This window comes from Bradyrhizobium sp. cir1, from assembly GCF_014198245.1.
GTDB lineage: Bacteria > Pseudomonadota > Alphaproteobacteria > Rhizobiales > Xanthobacteraceae > Bradyrhizobium.
The window spans coordinates 90,349-105,299 of record NZ_JACIHE010000011.1 but is presented as its reverse complement, the minus strand read 5'-3'; the positions used below and the strand labels follow the sequence as shown (position 1 = coordinate 105,299).

16 protein-coding genes and 1 riboswitch are annotated in these 14,951 nt (G+C 65.7%); of the genes, 3 read left to right on the top strand and 13 right to left on the bottom strand.

Annotation, left to right across the window (positions count from 1 at the left end):
- Positions 1 to 35: 35 nt before the first annotated feature.
- The gene (locus GGD63_RS22465) at positions 36 to 1,226 is read left to right on the top strand and encodes an adenylate/guanylate cyclase domain-containing protein (RefSeq protein WP_183245327.1); all 1,191 of its coding nucleotides are present in this window, start codon (positions 36 to 38) and stop codon (positions 1,224 to 1,226) included.
- Between the two features lie 43 nt (positions 1,227 to 1,269).
- Here GGD63_RS22465 and clpS read toward each other — a convergent pair whose 3' ends face one another.
- From clpS to GGD63_RS22440, 5 genes are all read right to left on the bottom strand, one after another.
- Positions 1,270 to 1,575 carry an ATP-dependent Clp protease adapter ClpS gene (gene clpS, locus GGD63_RS22460; protein WP_183245326.1) on the bottom strand — a complete coding sequence of 102 codons (306 nt, stop codon included), beginning with the start codon at positions 1,573 to 1,575 and terminating at the stop codon, positions 1,270 to 1,272.
- A 45-nt stretch (positions 1,576 to 1,620) separates the two neighbouring features.
- Positions 1,621 to 1,962: a DUF190 domain-containing protein gene (locus GGD63_RS22455; protein ID WP_183245325.1), complete on the bottom strand. Its 342-nt coding sequence runs from the start codon at positions 1,960 to 1,962 to the stop codon at positions 1,621 to 1,623.
- A gap of 2 nt (positions 1,963 to 1,964) precedes the next feature.
- Positions 1,965 to 2,393 carry a CrcB family protein gene (locus GGD63_RS22450; RefSeq protein ID WP_183245324.1) on the bottom strand — a complete coding sequence of 143 codons (429 nt, stop codon included), beginning with the start codon at positions 2,391 to 2,393 and terminating at the stop codon, positions 1,965 to 1,967.
- A gap of 201 nt (positions 2,394 to 2,594) precedes the next feature.
- Positions 2,595 to 2,984, bottom strand: coding sequence for a fluoride efflux transporter CrcB (gene crcB, locus GGD63_RS22445; protein WP_183245323.1), 390 nt, complete (start codon positions 2,982 to 2,984; stop codon positions 2,595 to 2,597).
- A 16-nt stretch (positions 2,985 to 3,000) separates the two neighbouring features.
- Entirely contained in the window at positions 3,001 to 4,209 is a 1,209-nt protein-coding gene (locus GGD63_RS22440) for an MFS transporter (protein WP_312013376.1), read from the bottom strand.
- Positions 4,210 to 4,304: 95 nt separating this feature from the next.
- Positions 4,305 to 4,380, bottom strand: a riboswitch (Fluoride riboswitch).
- 304 nt (positions 4,381 to 4,684) lie between these two features.
- Here GGD63_RS22440 and GGD63_RS22435 point away from each other — a divergent pair.
- Positions 4,685 to 5,554 carry a DUF1194 domain-containing protein gene (locus GGD63_RS22435; protein ID WP_183245322.1) on the top strand — a complete coding sequence of 290 codons (870 nt, stop codon included), beginning with the start codon at positions 4,685 to 4,687 and terminating at the stop codon, positions 5,552 to 5,554.
- Between the two features lie 41 nt (positions 5,555 to 5,595).
- Here GGD63_RS22435 and GGD63_RS22430 read toward each other — a convergent pair whose 3' ends face one another.
- Both GGD63_RS22430 and GGD63_RS22425 read right to left on the bottom strand, forming a co-directional pair.
- On the bottom strand, positions 5,596 to 6,423 hold the full coding sequence (locus tag GGD63_RS22430; RefSeq protein WP_183245321.1) for a nucleotidyltransferase domain-containing protein: 828 nt from the start codon (positions 6,421 to 6,423) through the stop codon (positions 5,596 to 5,598).
- Between the two features lie 185 nt (positions 6,424 to 6,608).
- Complete coding sequence (locus GGD63_RS22425; RefSeq protein WP_183245320.1) at positions 6,609 to 7,667, bottom strand: class I SAM-dependent methyltransferase; 1,059 nt, start codon at positions 7,665 to 7,667, stop codon at positions 6,609 to 6,611.
- Between the two features lie 221 nt (positions 7,668 to 7,888).
- On the opposite strand from GGD63_RS22425, the gene GGD63_RS22420 reads away from it, so the two are divergent.
- On the top strand, positions 7,889 to 8,491 hold the full coding sequence (locus tag GGD63_RS22420; protein ID WP_183245319.1) for a hypothetical protein: 603 nt from the start codon (positions 7,889 to 7,891) through the stop codon (positions 8,489 to 8,491).
- Here GGD63_RS22420 and GGD63_RS22415 read toward each other — a convergent pair.
- From GGD63_RS22415 to GGD63_RS22390, 6 genes are all read right to left on the bottom strand, one after another.
- A complete protein-coding gene (locus GGD63_RS22415) occupies positions 8,488 to 9,735 on the bottom strand; it encodes a methyltransferase (protein ID WP_183245318.1) in 1,248 nt (415 codons plus the stop codon). The two genes, GGD63_RS22420 and GGD63_RS22415, sit on opposite strands and share 4 nt — an antisense overlap.
- A complete protein-coding gene (locus tag GGD63_RS22410; protein ID WP_183245317.1) occupies positions 9,728 to 10,462 on the bottom strand; it encodes a TlyA family RNA methyltransferase in 735 nt (244 codons plus the stop codon). The genes GGD63_RS22415 and GGD63_RS22410 overlap by 8 nt, the downstream gene beginning before the upstream one ends.
- Positions 10,463 to 10,543: 81 nt before the next feature.
- Positions 10,544 to 11,098 (bottom strand): nucleoside 2-deoxyribosyltransferase, encoded by a 555-nt coding sequence (locus GGD63_RS22405; RefSeq protein WP_183245316.1) that lies wholly within the window; start codon positions 11,096 to 11,098, stop codon positions 10,544 to 10,546.
- Positions 11,099 to 11,135: 37 nt separating this feature from the next.
- Positions 11,136 to 13,064 (bottom strand): 1-deoxy-D-xylulose-5-phosphate synthase, encoded by a 1,929-nt coding sequence (gene dxs, locus GGD63_RS22400; RefSeq protein ID WP_183245315.1) that lies wholly within the window; start codon positions 13,062 to 13,064, stop codon positions 11,136 to 11,138.
- Positions 13,065 to 13,652: 588 nt separating this feature from the next.
- Positions 13,653 to 13,904 (bottom strand): exodeoxyribonuclease VII small subunit, encoded by a 252-nt coding sequence (locus GGD63_RS22395; protein WP_018648646.1) that lies wholly within the window; start codon positions 13,902 to 13,904, stop codon positions 13,653 to 13,655.
- 73 nt (positions 13,905 to 13,977) lie between these two features.
- Positions 13,978 to 14,907, bottom strand: a complete 930-nt coding sequence (locus tag GGD63_RS22390; protein ID WP_183245314.1) for a histone deacetylase family protein — start codon at positions 14,905 to 14,907, stop codon at positions 13,978 to 13,980.
- Positions 14,908 to 14,951: the final 44 nt, after the last annotated feature.

Genomic DNA, 14,951 nt, shown 5'->3' with positions numbered 1-14,951 from the left:
TTGACGGCGCTACAACTTCGTCCGCAAATGCGGGCATGCAAAACGCCGAGCTCCAGCGCATCACCAACTGGCTGATCGACGGCGCGAGGTCGTCCGGAACCCCGGCCGAGATGATCGCCTACGTCTGCGAGCATCTGGTCGAGGCCGGCCTGCCGCTGTGGCGGTTCGGCATCTTCATCCGCACGCTGCATCCGGAAATCTTCGGCCGCAACTTCATCTGGCGGCAGGGCCAGGAGGTCGAGATCGGCTCCGTCGATTTCGAGATTCTCGATACGCCCGAATTCGCCAGGAGCCCGCTTCGGATCGTGTTCGAGGAGGGGCTGGAGGTCCGCGGACGGATGGACGATCCGGACAGCAAGCGGTTTCCGTTCCTTGACGACATGCGCGCCGAAGGCGTCACCGACTACGTCGCGATGCCGATGCCGTATCTCGACGGTTCGATCCACGCGACGAGCTGGGTCACACGCCGTCCCGGCGGCTTCAGCGACGACGACATCGCGGCGATCCGGACCATCGTGACGCCGCTCGCGCGCGTCAGCGAGATCATCAGCCTGCGCCGCACCGCCGACATGCTGCTCGACACCTATGTTGGCAATCGCGCCGGCGCGCGCATCCTTGGCGGCCAGATCCGGCGTGGCCACAACGACACCATGCAGGCCGCGATCTGGCTCTCCGATCTGCGCGGCTTCACCGCGCTGTCGGACCGGCTGCCGGCCGAGACCGTGGTCGACATCCTCAACCAGTATTTCGATTGCCAGGTCACCGCGATCCGCGGCCATGGCGGCGAGGTGCTGAAATTCATGGGTGACGGCCTGCTCGCGGTGTTCCCGATCGACGAATATGTCGGCGATGCCACCCATGTTTGCGCGCGCGTGCTGGAGGCTGCGCGTGAATCCCGCGCCAGCGTCGAGGCGCTGGCCTTTCCGGTCGGCGACATCATCGAGCGCTTCCGCTTCGGCGTCGCGCTGCATGTCGGCAACATCCTCTACGGCAATATCGGCGGCGGCAACCGCCTCGACTTCACCTGCATCGGCCCCGCCGTCAATCTCGCGGCACGGCTGGAGAAGATCGCGGGGAGGCTCGGGCGCACCGTCGTCGTCTCGGAAGTCTTTGCCAATGCCTGCCGCCACGACTGGCGCGCGCTCGGCGAGTTTCCGATCGCGGGATTTTCCAAGGCGCAGCGCGTGTACGGGCTCGGCGAGGAGACGCCGGTGGTGATGGCGTGACGCGCACCGAGCTGAAGGTCATTCATCGTCGCACGATGAAGCCCTACTCCTCCGGCTCGGTCGTGAACAGCAGCGGATAGCCCTTGGCGCGGCCGGCGTCGGTGGCGCGCGTGGCCTTGGTTTCGGCGACGTCCTTGGTGAACACGGCGACCACGCAGGTCCCGAGCTTGTGCGCGGTGATCATCACCTTGTAGGCCTGATCCTCGGTCATGCGGAATTCGGCCTTGAGCACCATGGTGACGAATTCGCGCGGCGTGTAGTCGTCGTTGATCAGGATGACCTTGTGCAGCTTCGGCCGCTCGACCTTGGTCTTCTTCCTGGTTTTCGGCTTGGTGACGGTGTCGTTCATTCCGCCTCCTGGACACGGCGGGCTCGGGTTTCCGGCCGGAAGCGATCAGCTTGCGGCCTTCTCACCATATTGCAGGACCTGCACCTTCTCCAAGGTGATCAGGCCGCTCGACATCATGCTGTCCAGGATGGGCAGGAATGCATTGATGTTGTCCTCGCTGTCGACGATCTCGATCAGCAGCGGCAGGTCTTCCGAGAGGCGCAGGATTTTCGAGGTGTGCAGCCGGCTCGACTTGCCGAAGCCCATGGGACCACGCAGCACGGTGGCGCCGGCGAGGTGCAGCTCGCGCGCCCTCATCACGATCGCCTCATAGAGCGGCTTGCCGTCATAATGGTCGCTCTCGCCGATGAAGATGCGGAGCGAAACTGCCTGATTGGGAATTTGCATGATCAGCTCCTCTTCAAGCGGTTGTAGCGGCTCGCCAGCATATGCCCGGCCCACACCGACACCAGCCAGCAGACGACGGAGGACGCGACATAGGCAAGCGCAGTGTATTTCATGCCGCCATGGAACAGGCGGAAGGATTCCAGGCTGAAGGCGGAAAAGGTGGTGTAGCCGCCGCAGAACCCGGTCATGACGAATTGCCGGTGCTCCGGCGGCGCCAGCATGCGGCCATCAGGGCCGGTCAGCGTCGCGTAGAAGCCGATGATCAGCGAACCCGTGGCGTTGATGAACAATGTCGCGAAGGGAAAGCCCGGCCCGGAATCGAGCGCGAGCCCGACCAGATAGCGCGTCAGCCCGCCAAGGATGCTGCCGGCGGAAACCCAGGCGTAGAGAACCGCACTGCGCCAGCGGTCGGTGGAGGAGGGAGAGCTCATCAGCCGCTGCCCCTTCTCCCTCTCCCCGCGTGCGGGGAGAGGGTCGGGGTGAGGGGGGCTCTCCGCGAGGGACGTGGCAGTTGGATTCGCGGAGAGTCCCCCTCACCCGGAATCTGCGTTGCACGCAGATTCCGACCTCTCCCCGCAAGCGGGGCGAGGTGAAGCTGCGGCCCGCCCAGCGCTTCTGCAAATGCCATCGCGCTACCCTCCAAGACTGTCCGCAAGCAGGAAGCCGCAACTCACGGCCGTGAGGCACAGCCCGACCGAGGCGGCGACATTGCCGAGCGCATGCAGCGGCTCGCCGTTGCGGGCCAGCGTCAGCGTTTGCAGGCTGAACGAGGACACCGTGGTGTAGCAGCCGAGGAAGCCGGTCACCGCGAACAGCCACGGATTGGGCGCGGCGAAGACCGAGCCCGGATGGGTCGCCAGCGCGCCAAAAATGCCGATCAGGAAGGCGCCGGTGACGTTGATGGTCATGGTGCCCCACGGAAAGGTCTCGCCCAGCCGCCGTGCGATCGCGCCGGAGACGAAATAGCGCGCGCAGCCGCCCAGCACGCTGCCGATCATGATCGCGAGCACTCCGCTCAGCACGATGAACCGCCTCCCGTCACTGCTTGCCCTCCGTTGCAATTCCGTTGCCGATGGCGAGCAACCCCGCGAGCGACACCAGCGCGAAGCCGAGCCCGGCCAGGAACGTGCCGGCCGGGCCATAGGCGTCCCACAGTGCACCGGCGATCACGCTCGCCGCCAGCAGGGCAAGGCCCGTGAACAGGTTGAAATAGCCGAAGGCCGTGCCGCGCAGGCTGGGCGGCGCGGCGTCGGCGACGAGCGCCGAGAGCAGGCCCTGCGTCAATCCCATATGCAGCCCCCACAGCACGACGCCGAGCGCGAGGCCACCAAGGTTCGGCAGCAGCGCGAGTGCAAGGTCGGCCCCGGCGAGCGAGAGGAGACCAACAGCGAGCAGGCCAGTCCGATTGATCCGGTCCGACAGCACGCCGGCTGGATAGGCGGAGAGCGCGTACACTATGTTCATGAGCACCAGCACCGCCGGCACCCACATCGCATTGAGGCCGATATTTTGCGCGCGCAGGATCAGGAAGGCCTCGCTGAAGCGAGCAAGTGTGAACACCACGCCGACCGCGACGACGCGCCAGTATACGGATCCGAGCTGCCGCATCGCGGCGAGATTGAGCGGATTGCCGGCATGCTCCCGGGTGGCGTCCGGCGCCGGCTCGCTTACGGCAAAGGCGATCAGGCCGAAGGAGAGGAAGGCCGGCAGCACCGCGAACCAGAACACGAGGGTAAAATTGTCCGCCGTCCACCACATCAGGCCGATCGCTGCGAGCGGCCCGACGAAGGCGCCGATCGTGTCGAGCGATTGCCGCAGGCCGAAGCTCGCGCCGCGCAGGCCGCGAGGGGCGATGTCAGCGATCAGCGCATCGCGTGGCGCGCCGCGGATGCCTTTGCCGACGCGGTCGATGAAGCGCGCGGCCACCAGCCACCCGACGCTGGGCGCGAGCGGGAACAGCGGCTTGGTGAAGGCGGCGAGCCCGTAGCCGAGCGCGGCGAGCAGCTTGCGGCGGCCGAGCCAGTCCGACAGCGCGCCGGAGAAGATCTTGGTGATCGAGGCGGTGGCCTCCGCAATGCCCTCGATGAAGCCGACCGTGAGCGTCGAAGCCCCGAGCACAGTGACGAGATAGACCGGCAGCAGCGCGTGGATCATCTCAGAGGAGATGTCCATCAGCATCGAGACGAAGCCGAGCACCCAGATTCCCCCGGGGAGCCCGCTACGCACAGCATTCGGTGTCGTCGTCACGCCTTCTCCTTCTCCCGCTTTCAGGCAACAAAAAACCCGCCATCGGCGGGTTTGTCCATGCTCCCGCCAAAGGCGGAGGCTCAATGATTGCCCCACCTCAAGCAGGAGTCATCAGCCCACTACGGTCCAGCCGCCGGGCGGTTGTCGGGGGACTCCATCCCCATCTGTGCAGCCAACGTAGCATGGAAATCGCGCCGGACAAGTGGGCGGGGGCGCGTCTCCACCGGCGTCTGCCATTCCGGGGCTCGTGCAGCGATAACTCAGGCGCGCCTGGGAATCTCCAGATTCCGGGTTCGATGTTGCGCATCGCCGCGGAATGACGGTGCTCTTCTTGCGCGCGTTCCTGCGTCAGCGCTATGGCCAAACGACGGCAACGCGCTGCAGCGATGCACTTGAATGTGAAGCGCAAGCGATCTTCGCACTTTGCGGCAAGGCGATTGCATGTCACCATCGCGTCATACGACGGGAGACTGCGATGCGCTTGCTGTTCTCGATCGGGGCTGTGCTGGTGGCCGGCGTGCTCGCCGGAGGGGACGTCGCGGGCATCGCGGCACCAGGGCCGAAGTTTGAACCGCCCAGGACTCCGCCGCAGCGGCTGGCGGCCGACAGGGACGCGCAGACGGTCGATGTCGAGCTGATCCTCGCGGTCGACGTGTCCTACTCCATGGACATGGACGAGCTGGCGATCCAGCGCGAAGGCTACGCGCAGGCAATCCAGTCGAAAGAATTTCTCCAGGCGTTGAAGCTGGGTCCGAACGGGCGGATCGCGGTGACCTATTTCGAGTGGGCCGCCTCCACCGACCAGAAGATCATCATTCCCTGGCGGCTGGTTGACGGGCCGGAGACCGCGGACGCGGTCGCCGCCGAAATCATGAAGACGCCGATCCGGCGCGCCTCGCGCACTTCGATCTCCGGTGCGATCACCTTCGCGCTGCCGCTGTTCGACGAGGACCCGTATCGGGGTCTGCGCCGCGTCATCGACATTTCAGGCGATGGTCCCAACAACAATGGCGGCCCGGTCACGGTGGCGCGCGATGCCGCGCTCGAGAAGGGCATCGTCATCAACGGCCTGCCGATCATGGTCAAGGAGCCCTCCTATTCGACCATGGATATCGACAACCTCGATTACTATTACGAGGACTGCGTCGTCGGCGGTCCCGGCTCCTTCGTCATCGCGATCAAGGACCGCGACAAGTTCAAGGAGGCGATCCGCACCAAGCTGCTGATGGAGGTCGCCGGCCGCACGCCCGAGCGCCCCGTGGTGCGCGTTGCCGACAAGGACAAGGAGCCGCGCGTCAGCTGCCTGATCGGCGAGAAGATCTGGTCGGACCGTTGGGGGCGGTGATCGCGACGGCGATCGAAGGCGCGGGCCGTTGCCCGGCTGACTTATGCCTCCAGCGAACCGAGTTCCTGCTCGATCCTGCGCAGGTGCGTCAGCGCTGTACCGTACGCCTTGGTCCCGATGCGTCGCCATATCGTTGCGACTTCTTCCACCAGGTCGGGGATCGTCAGCGGAAATTCCGAGGCCTCCTGCAGTGCCCCCTTCTCGTTGATGAGATATCGCCCGTTGATCGCGAACAGGACCTGCGCAACGCAGGCGAGCGCCCGGTAGGCACATCCAGCGACATGGTTCTGCTCCTCACGCAGCCCGGCCAGTTCGGCATTCTCGATGCTGAACAGGATCTCCCAGCGGAAGCGCTGGATCAGCGCTTCGCGCAGCGGTCGCGGATAGGGCAGGGCGAGCGACTTCAGCCGCGCGATCAGGTGCGCGGGGTCGTGAAGCGGCTCGGCATAGGCGATCTCGCCCATCCAGATCGCCGAGCAGAAGCCGTGCGGATGTCCGGGCTGGTAGTCCATGCTGACGACGCCGGCGCGGCATGATTCCATCACCACCTCGACCGCGTCGGCGTTGCGGTAGAGCAGATCGACCTTGTGTCCCCTGACCATCAGCCACGCCCCGCCGACGATCCACGGTCCCCATTCGCCGATCGCCGTCACGGCCGTGGTGTCGGGATCGTCGGCGATCGCTTTTGCGGCCACCAGGAGCCGATCCGTATCGAGGGGGCTCTCCGCGGAGAAATACAGTCCGATGTCGTAGTCGGACGTGGCATGCGCGCTGCCGCGCGCACGCGAGCCGCCGAGCACGATGGCCGAAACGCCCGGCACCGCGGCAAAGGCGGATGTCAGGTGCGACAGGAGCGGATCGTGCGTCATGGAGGCCAGTGGATGGCTATTTGGCCGCAAGCGACGGCAGCGGGGGCACGCTGCCGTTCGGCGCTTCGGCTTGCATCGACCGCCAGCTTACGTTGCAGCGCGAGCGAGGCAAGGATGTTGCTGCGAAGCGGGGCGGCGGCATCGGCATGGCCGTATGCCGCCGCCACGGGCCGGCGTCAGAAATGTCAGATCCGCGCCTCCAGGATCAGGTTGAAAGGTGTTTCCGCGGCGCGGCGGAAGCGCGACAGGCCGCCCTCGCGCGCGACCTTGCGCAGCCGCGCTTCGCCGGCCTGTGCACCCAGCGCGAGGCCCACCTCCTGATCGAGCGACGCCGGTGTGCAGATCATGGTCGAGGCTGCGTAATAGACGCGGCCGACCGGATTGAGATTGTCTTCGAGGCGGTCGCCTGCGAACGGTTCGACCAGCATGCAGGTGCCGTCCTTGTCCATGGTCTCGCGCACATGGCTGATGGCGCCGACGGGATCGCCCATGTCGTGCAGGCAATCGAAGAAGCAGACGAGATCGTAGCCCTCGGCCGGATAGGACTTGGCCGAGTGAACCGCGAAGGAGACCCGGTCCTCGAGTTTGGCCTCGTTGGCCGCCTTCCGCGCCGCCTCGATAGAGCCCTCGTGATAGTCGAATCCGTAGAAGCGCGAATTCGGGAAGGCCTCCGCCATCAGCCGTGTCGAGACGCCGTGGCCGCAGCCGACATCGGCGACCTTGGCGCCACGCTTCAGCTTGTCCACGACGCCGTCGAGCGCGGGCAGCCACTCCTGCACCAGGTGATGCATGTAGCCGGTGCGGAAGAAGCGGGCGGTGCCGCAGAACAGGCACTCGCTGCGCCGGTTCCAGCCGACACCCTTGCCGGTTTTGAAGGCGTCCGTGACCTTAGGCTCGTCGAGAAACGCAGCCGCAATGACATTGCCGACCGCGCCCAGGAACACCGGGCTGTCCTGGTCGGCAAGCGCCATCGCCTGCTCCGGCAGCATCGAGAATTTTCCGGAAGCGGCATCATATTCGACGTAGCCGGACGCCGCCTGGCTTGCGAGCCATTCGCGGACATAACGCTCCGTCGTCCCGGTGGCGCTGGCCAGCTCGGCGGAGTTCATCGGTCCTTTGGCGGCGAGGGCGCGGTACAGGCCGAGCTTGTCGCCCAGCAGGACCAGCGATGCGTTCATCGCCGCCCCCACCTCGGTGATCATCTTGCCCATAAAGGCGTTCAACCTGTCGGAATTGACCTCCATGACAGCCTCCATGCAATGTCGGGCATTTTCAAAGGTCTGCGCAATCAAAGCGCGGGCGCGAGCTTGCGCGCGTCCCTTCAATGGGTCAATCGGACGCGGAGGAGGTTCAACGCGTCAGGAAGAGGTGATCGGGAACTGGATGAGGCGGCCGCCGGCATCGCATCACTGGCAATCTCGCGGTCCTGCGAGTATGATTTGAGGACGTTCTGACGGTTACCCGAATGCCAGGCTTTGCTTCTTCACGTGCGCTTGCAACCCTCTTCGCCGTGCTCTGCGTCTGCGGAGCTCCGGCGCATGCGCAAGTCGCACCCCTGAGATATTGGATCCCGGGCGGGGCCTTCGGCTATGGCGGCAGCGATGGCCAGAGCTCCGACACCTACGGCAATTTCCCGGGCTTCAATGCCGCCGACGCGGGCGGACGCGCCAACTTTGCGAACGGCTTCTTCGTCGGCAGCCAGCGTGGCAACCTCAATTGGAGCGGCCTCAGCCAGACGGGCCTCGCCGGCAATTTCAGCGCGCTCTCCTATGACAGCACGCAGTTCGGCTACAATACCAAGACCGCCGGCGGCATGCCCGTCACGTTCTTTGCCGGTTTTAACTCGCAGAAATACGGCGACGGCATCGGCAGCTCGCTTGCGCCGCTCACCTCCGGCGCCGCGCCGGGATATGGCGCATTCGCGGGCGTCGAATTCAAGCCGACCTCGAACCTCAGCCTGTCGTTCGGCGCCGGGTTCACCCAGCAGGACTCGGGCCGGATGGACAGCGATATCAGGTCGAACATGCTGCCCGGGGAGTCGCCGGCGCTCGGCGGGCTTCGCCGCTAGCGCGTGAACTTCGCCACCAGCTCGACATGCGGCGTGTGGCGGAACTGGTCGACCGGCACCACGGTCTCGATCTTGAAGCCGCCATCGATCAGCAATCGCGCGTCGCGGGCGAAGGTCGCGACGTTGCAGGAGACCGCGACCACGACCGGCACCTTGCTAGCGGCAAGCTTCAGCGCCTGAGCCTGCGCGCCCTGGCGCGGCGGATCGAACACCACGGCGTCGAAGTCGCGCAACTCCGGCGGCACCAGCGGGCGGCGGAACAGGTCGCGCGGCTCGCACCTGATTGGCTTCAGGCCAGGCGTGCGCGCTGCTTTCGCAAGCGCCGCGACCGCGCCGGCGTCGCTGTCAAAGGCGGTGACACGCGCCTTCTCGGCAAGCCGCAACGCAAACGGTCCGACGCCGCAGAAGAGGTCGAGGACCTCCTTGGCCTTGCCGACGCGCTCGGTGACGAGCGCCGCCAGCGTCTCTTCGCCGGCGACGGTCGCCTGCAGGAACGAGCCCGGCGGCAGCGTCACTTCCGCGCGGCCCATTCGTACGGTCGGTGCGAGGCGCTGCAGCACCAGCTCGCCATGGCGCGTCAGCCGCGCCAGGCGATGCTGCTCGGCGACGCGCGACAGCGCGGTGACGAGCGGCGTCGGCAGCGGGCCGGAGCCGCGCACGTCGACGTCGAGGCCGTTGATGGTGGCGGTGACCTGGATATCGAGCGGCTTGGTCACCGGCATTTTGGACGTCAGCGGCTCTGCAAGCGCCCAGGCCGCATCGAGCGCGCCCTCCAGTGCGGGATCGAGGATCGGGCAGCGATGGATTGGGATGACGTCGTGCGAGCTCGTCGCCGAGAATCCAACCTTGAGGACCTCGTGCGTGCCGAAGCGGCCGTGCAGCGTGATGCGCCTGCGCCCCGCGCCATGGGCATCGACCAGCGGCGCCACCTCGCAATCGATGCCGGCCTGCGCCAGCGTCTCGGCCACGATGCCGCGCTTCCAGGCATGGTACGGCTCCGCGGCCCAGTGCTGGATGGCGCAGCCGCCGCAGACCCCGAAATGCGGGCAGAACGGCTCGATGCGCTCGGGGCTCGCGACGTCCACCGCCAGCAGCTTACGGCGGTCGGGATGGTGTCCCACGACGTGATCGACCTCCACGGTCTCGCCGCCAAGCGTGTAGGGCACGTAGATCGCATCGCCTGTCGTGAGCGAGACGCCGTCGCCGCGATGGCCGACGTGGTCGATCGTCAATCGCTCAACCACGGCGCGCGCCCAGGAAGAATTCGATGTTGCCGTCGCCGCCCGTGATCGACGAGGGGAACACCTCGATATCGGTGCAGCCGAGCGAGGCCGCAAACGCCGCGATGTCGTCGCAGATTTCCTGGTGCACGGCGGCGTCGCGAATGATGCCCTTCTTGTTGTGCTTCCTGTCAGCCTCGAATTGCGGCTTGATCAGCGCCAGCAGGCTCATCGGGGCCGCCGCCAGCGATAGCGCCACCGGCAGCACGCTCTTCAGCGAGATGAAGCTGACGTCGATGACGACGATATCGGGCCGCGCCGGTAGGCGCTTGCTCTCATAGCTACGGATGTCGGTCTCCTCCATCGACACGATCTTGGGATGATCGCGCAGCGAGGGATGCAGCTGGCTGGTGCCGACATCGATCGCGAACACCAGGCTCGCGCCGTTCGCCAGCAGCACCTCGGTGAAGCCGCCGGTGGAAGCGCCGACATCGAGGCAGACATGATCCTCGATCTCGATCGGGTAGCGCTCCAGCGCGCCGGCAAGCTTGACGCCGCCGCGCGAAACGTAGGGGTGCGCCGGCTCGGCCTGGATCACCGCATCCTCGGCGATCGTCTCCGACGGTTTTGAAACCTGCTTGTCGTTGGCGGTGACGAGGCCGGCCTCGATGGCCGCGCGCGCCCGCGCCCGGCTCTCGAACAGGCCGCGCTCGACCAGCAAAACATCCGCGCGCTTGCGGGCAGGGGACATTGGCTCTCCGAAGACGACTTATTGACTGAGCATGATCTTATCGGAAAACCGCTGCACACGTTCCGGATCATGCTCTGGCGCTTATGTAACGATCAATCGCGCGGCCGCCATCCGGACGCAAGTCTCGAACGCGGCAAGGTCGTGCCAGACGTCGACCGGCATCTGCGCCGGCGTCACCAGCGGGCAGCCGTGCAGCTCCAGCGCATGGATCATCATGAGGTTGTCGACGAGGCCAAAGTCCTCGACCGTCAGCCCCTGGGCATCGGCCAGCCGCCCGTCTTCGGACGTGACCTCCATGAAGCGGCCGACACGATCGGCATAGACGGCGCCATCGTTGGAATAGGCCAGGCAGAATTTGCGCCGGCCGGCCATGTAGCCGAGCTCGTAGACGGTGCCGGGATCGGCGCCCGCGCCGCGGAACGGCGTCAGGTTTGCGATGATGGCATCGGCCGCATCCATCATCGCCTCGTTGCCGGAAAAGATCTGCCGCGACGCGTCGGGCGCGGTGAGGTCGATGGCGTTGTCGAGTGGATAGAGGCCGGTGAGCCCGTGCGCCGCGCAGATCGCAGCCTTACGCCGGCCGATCTCGACCGCGTCCGGCAGGAACACATCGGGACCTGCCAGATAGATCTTCATGGAAGCGTGTCGCCTTGCCGAAGGCCGAAGCTCGCCCTCAGGCGAGCTTGACCGTCTCGGCCTTCACGTCCTTGCCGAGCGCTTCGAAAACCTTGGCGACGATGCCCTTGGCGTCGAGACCGGCGCGGCCGTACATCGCGGCCGGCGTGTCGTGGTCCTGGAACACGTCGGGCAGCACCATCGAGCGGAACTTGACCATGCCGGTGTCGAGCACGCCTTGATCGGTCAGGAACTGCGCGACATGCGAGCCGAAGCCGCCGACCGAGCCTTCCTCGATCGTGATCAGGATCTCGTGGTCGCGGGCGAGCTTGAGCACCAGCTCGGTGTCGAGCGGCTTCATGAAGCGCGCATCCGCGATCGTGGTCGACAGGCCGTGGGCGGCGAGCTCGTCGGCCGCCTTCTCGCATTCGGCAAGGCGGGTGCCGAAGGAGAGCAGGGCGATCTTGCTGCCCTGGCGGATCATGCGGCCCTTGCCGATCTCGAGCGGAATGCCGACCTCGGGCATTTCGATGCCGCGGCCCTCGCCGCGCGGATAGCGCAGCGAGCTCGGACGGTCGTCGATCGCGACCTGGGTCGCCACCATGTGCACGAGCTCGGCCTCGTCCGCGGCCGCCATGATCACTATGTTGGGCAGACAGCCGAGATAGGCGTTGTCGAACGAGCCGGCATGCGTCGCGCCGTCGGCGCCGACGAGGCCGGCGCGGTCGATGGCGAAGCGGACGGGCAGGTTCTGGATCGCGACGTCATGCACGATCTGGTCGTAGCCGCGCTGCAGGAAGGTCGAGTAGATCGCGCAGAACGGCTTGTAGCCTTCGCTGGCAAGACCGGCGGCAAACGTCACCGCGTGCTGCTCGGCGATACCGACGTCGAAGGTGCGGTCCGGGAACGCCTTGTTGAAGATGTCGACGCCGGTGCCGGACGGCATCGCCGCCGTGATGGCGACGATCTTGTCGTCCTTCTGCGCTTCCTTGACGAGGCTCTGGCCGAACACGTTCTGATAGGCCGGCGCATTCGGCTTGGCCTTGGCCTGCGTGCCGGTCGCGACGTCGAATTTGACGACGGCGTGGTACTTGTCGGCGGAGGCTTCCGCCGGGCCGTAGCCCTTGCCCTTCTGGGTCACGACGTGAACCAGGATCGGGCCTTCCTCCATGTCGCGCACGTTCTTCAGCACGGGCAGGAGATGGTCGAGGTTATGGCCGTCGATCGGGCCGACGTAATAGAAACCGAGCTCCTCGAACAGCGTGCCGCCGTCCATCATGAAGCCGCGCGAATATTCCTCGACGCGGTTGGCACGGTTGGCGATGATCTTGGGCAGGCGCTTGTTGATCTGCTTGGCCGCCTCGCGCAGCGTGCGATAGGTCTTGCCGGAGTAGAGCCGCGACAGATAGGCGCTCATGGCGCCGACCGGCGGCGCGATCGACATGTCGTTGTCGTTGAGGATGACGATCAGGCGCGAGTTCATCGCACCGGCATTGTTCATGGCCTCATAGGCCATGCCCGCCGACATCGCACCGTCACCGATCACGGCGATAACGTTGTTCTTGCCGCCGGAGAGGTCGCGCGCCACGGCCATGCCGAGGCCGGCGGAGATCGAGGTCGAGGAATGCGCCGCGCCGAACGGATCGTAATCGCTCTCGCTGCGCTTGGTGAAGCCGGACAGGCCGCCGCCGGTGCGCAGCGTGCGGATGCGGTCGCGCCGGCCGGTGAGGATCTTGTGCGGATAGGCCTGGTGGCCGACGTCCCAGATCAGGCGGTCGCGCGGCGTATCGAAGACATAATGGATCGCGGTGGTGAGCTCGACCACGCCGAGGCCCGCGCCGAAGTGACCGCCGGTCACCGAGACGGCATCGATGGTCTCCTGCCGCAGCTCGTCGGCGACCTGGCGAACCTGCTCGATCTTGAGCTTGCGCAGGTCTTCCGGCGTCCGGATGGTGTCGAGAAGCGGCGTCTTGCTGTATGCGTTCACGGCGATTTCCAATTTGTCAGCGCCGGAAGTTCGTTCCGGCGCGCGATGGGTTTGCACAATATCGGCGCAGCGCGAGTCCTTAAACCGTCGGAGCCACCTGCATGGGGCAAGGCCCCGTCTTCAAGCTTAGGTGAGCTTAAGTGCGCTCCGGTTCAGTCTCTGTGATCCCTGTCACTTAGATCGGCTTCGTCCGTCCAAGCCAATTTCATTAGCAATTTGAAGCGCTTGTCGTTGGTAATCGGTGCCCACGTCAAGGCTAACAAAAAGCCACACTCCGCGCAGCTTTACACCAAAGCTTGGGCCAAAGCCAACCCGCCGGGCCGATTACGGGCATGCACCTGCAACCCCTGGGCCAGAGTGGTTAACTGTGGCGCCGGCGGCGGGGTTCCAGTCTTGCCCGGTTCCGCAGCAGTATTTTTGAGCGGGAGCGAGGGCTTTTTGGCGGATTCGAGGGGCCGGGCGGCCCTCGGGAAGGAGTTCCCTTGATTCTTGTCCCGGGTTGGCCCGCCGCGTGAGAGCAATCAGCAGCGTGCAATCATGAAAAAATGCAGGCTTCAAATGCCCGAAACTGGGGCCTGACCGTCGCCCTTACTGGACATCGAGCGGTGCGGTTCCGGTAGGCTGGCCGCTGGCATCGGTGGTGATCTTGTCGACGCGGGCCTCGGCCTGGCGCAACAGTTCCTCGCAGCGGCGCTTCAGGGCCTCGCCGCGCTCGTAGATCGTCACGGATTCCTCGAGCGGCACCTTGCCGTCCTCGAGCCGCTTCACGATCGTTTCGAGTTCCTCGATCGCGCGCTCGAAGGTGAGCCTGGAGACGTCGATTTGGGTATTTTCGGCCATATCCGTTTCCGATTGCCCGATTCGCTTAGCCCACAGTGAAGGCGGGTTTTGCGGGCTTAATGTGGCGAGTCCGTTAAGCGCCCATCAGGGCGCCGACATGCGCCGTAACAGATTCTTTCAGTCCTTGCAGGTCATAGCCGCCCTCGAGCACCGAAACAACGCGTCCCCCGGCGGACTTGTCGGCGAGGTCCATCAGCTTGCGCGTCACCCAGGCATAGTCTTCGGCGCGCAGGTTCAGCGAGGCGAGCGGGTCGCGGTAATGCGCATCGAAGCCCGCCGAGATGATGAGCAGCTCGGGGCTGAATTTTTCGAGCTGCGGCAGGATCAAATTCTCGAACGCGGAACGGAATTCCGGCCCGCCGTCTTCTGACGCCAGCGGTGCGTTGACGATGGTGTCGTGGTCACCGCGTTCGCTCTTCGCGCCGGTGCCCGGAAACAGCGGCATCTGATGCGTCGAGCAGTACATCACGGTCGGGTCCGACCAGAAGATGTCCTGCGTGCCGTTGCCGTGGTGCACGTCGAAATCGACGATGGCCGCGCGCTTGATGCCGTATTTGCGCTGCGCGTGGCGCGCGGCGATCGCGACATTGTCGAAGAAGCAGAAGCCCATCGGCTTGCCGATCTCGGCGTGATGGCCCGGCGGGCGTATCGCGACGAAAGCGTTGCGGTGCTCGCCATTCATCACCGCTTCGGTCGCAGCCACCGCGCCGCCGATGCCGCGCATCACCGCTTCCCACGTGCCCGGGGACATCGAGGTGTCGCCGTCGATATAGACCTGGCCGCTGGTCGGGGCGATGTGGCGCAGCTCGGTGACGTAATGCTCGTTGTGGCAGAGCGTGACGAGATCGAGATCGCCCTCCGGCGCCTGGTCGCGCACCAGGAACTGGAAGCGCTCATGCGACAGCGCTTCCTCCACCGCGCGCAGGCGGTCAGGCCGTTCGGGGTGTCCCGGCGGCGTGACGTGGTCGAGGCAGGCCTTGTGGGAGAGAAGAAGCGTGCTCATCAGGTCGGGCTCACTGGGAATGGGCTCTTGACGTCGCTTGGCGC

Bases quoted from the DNA above. Each gene is read 5' to 3' on its own strand.
- GGD63_RS22465 (WP_183245327.1), top strand. From the start codon at position 36: ATGCAAAACGCCGAGCTCCAGCGCATCACCAACTGGCTGATCGACGGC.
- clpS (WP_183245326.1), bottom strand. From the start codon at position 1,575: ATGAACGACACCGTCACCAAGCCGAAAACCAGGAAGAAGACCAAGGTC.
- GGD63_RS22455 (WP_183245325.1), bottom strand. From the start codon at position 1,962: ATGCAAATTCCCAATCAGGCAGTTTCGCTCCGCATCTTCATCGGCGAG.
- GGD63_RS22450 (WP_183245324.1), bottom strand. From the start codon at position 2,393: ATGAGCTCTCCCTCCTCCACCGACCGCTGGCGCAGTGCGGTTCTCTAC.
- GGD63_RS22435 (WP_183245322.1), top strand. From the start codon at position 4,685: ATGCGCTTGCTGTTCTCGATCGGGGCTGTGCTGGTGGCCGGCGTGCTC.
- GGD63_RS22430 (WP_183245321.1), bottom strand. From the start codon at position 6,423: ATGACGCACGATCCGCTCCTGTCGCACCTGACATCCGCCTTTGCCGCG.
- GGD63_RS22425 (WP_183245320.1), bottom strand. From the start codon at position 7,667: ATGGAGGTCAATTCCGACAGGTTGAACGCCTTTATGGGCAAGATGATC.
- GGD63_RS22420 (WP_183245319.1), top strand. From the start codon at position 7,889: ATGCCAGGCTTTGCTTCTTCACGTGCGCTTGCAACCCTCTTCGCCGTG.
- GGD63_RS22410 (WP_183245317.1), bottom strand. From the start codon at position 10,462: ATGTCCCCTGCCCGCAAGCGCGCGGATGTTTTGCTGGTCGAGCGCGGC.
- GGD63_RS22405 (WP_183245316.1), bottom strand. From the start codon at position 11,098: ATGAAGATCTATCTGGCAGGTCCCGATGTGTTCCTGCCGGACGCGGTC.
- GGD63_RS22395 (WP_018648646.1), bottom strand. From the start codon at position 13,904: ATGGCCGAAAATACCCAAATCGACGTCTCCAGGCTCACCTTCGAGCGC.
- GGD63_RS22390 (WP_183245314.1), bottom strand. From the start codon at position 14,907: ATGAGCACGCTTCTTCTCTCCCACAAGGCCTGCCTCGACCACGTCACG.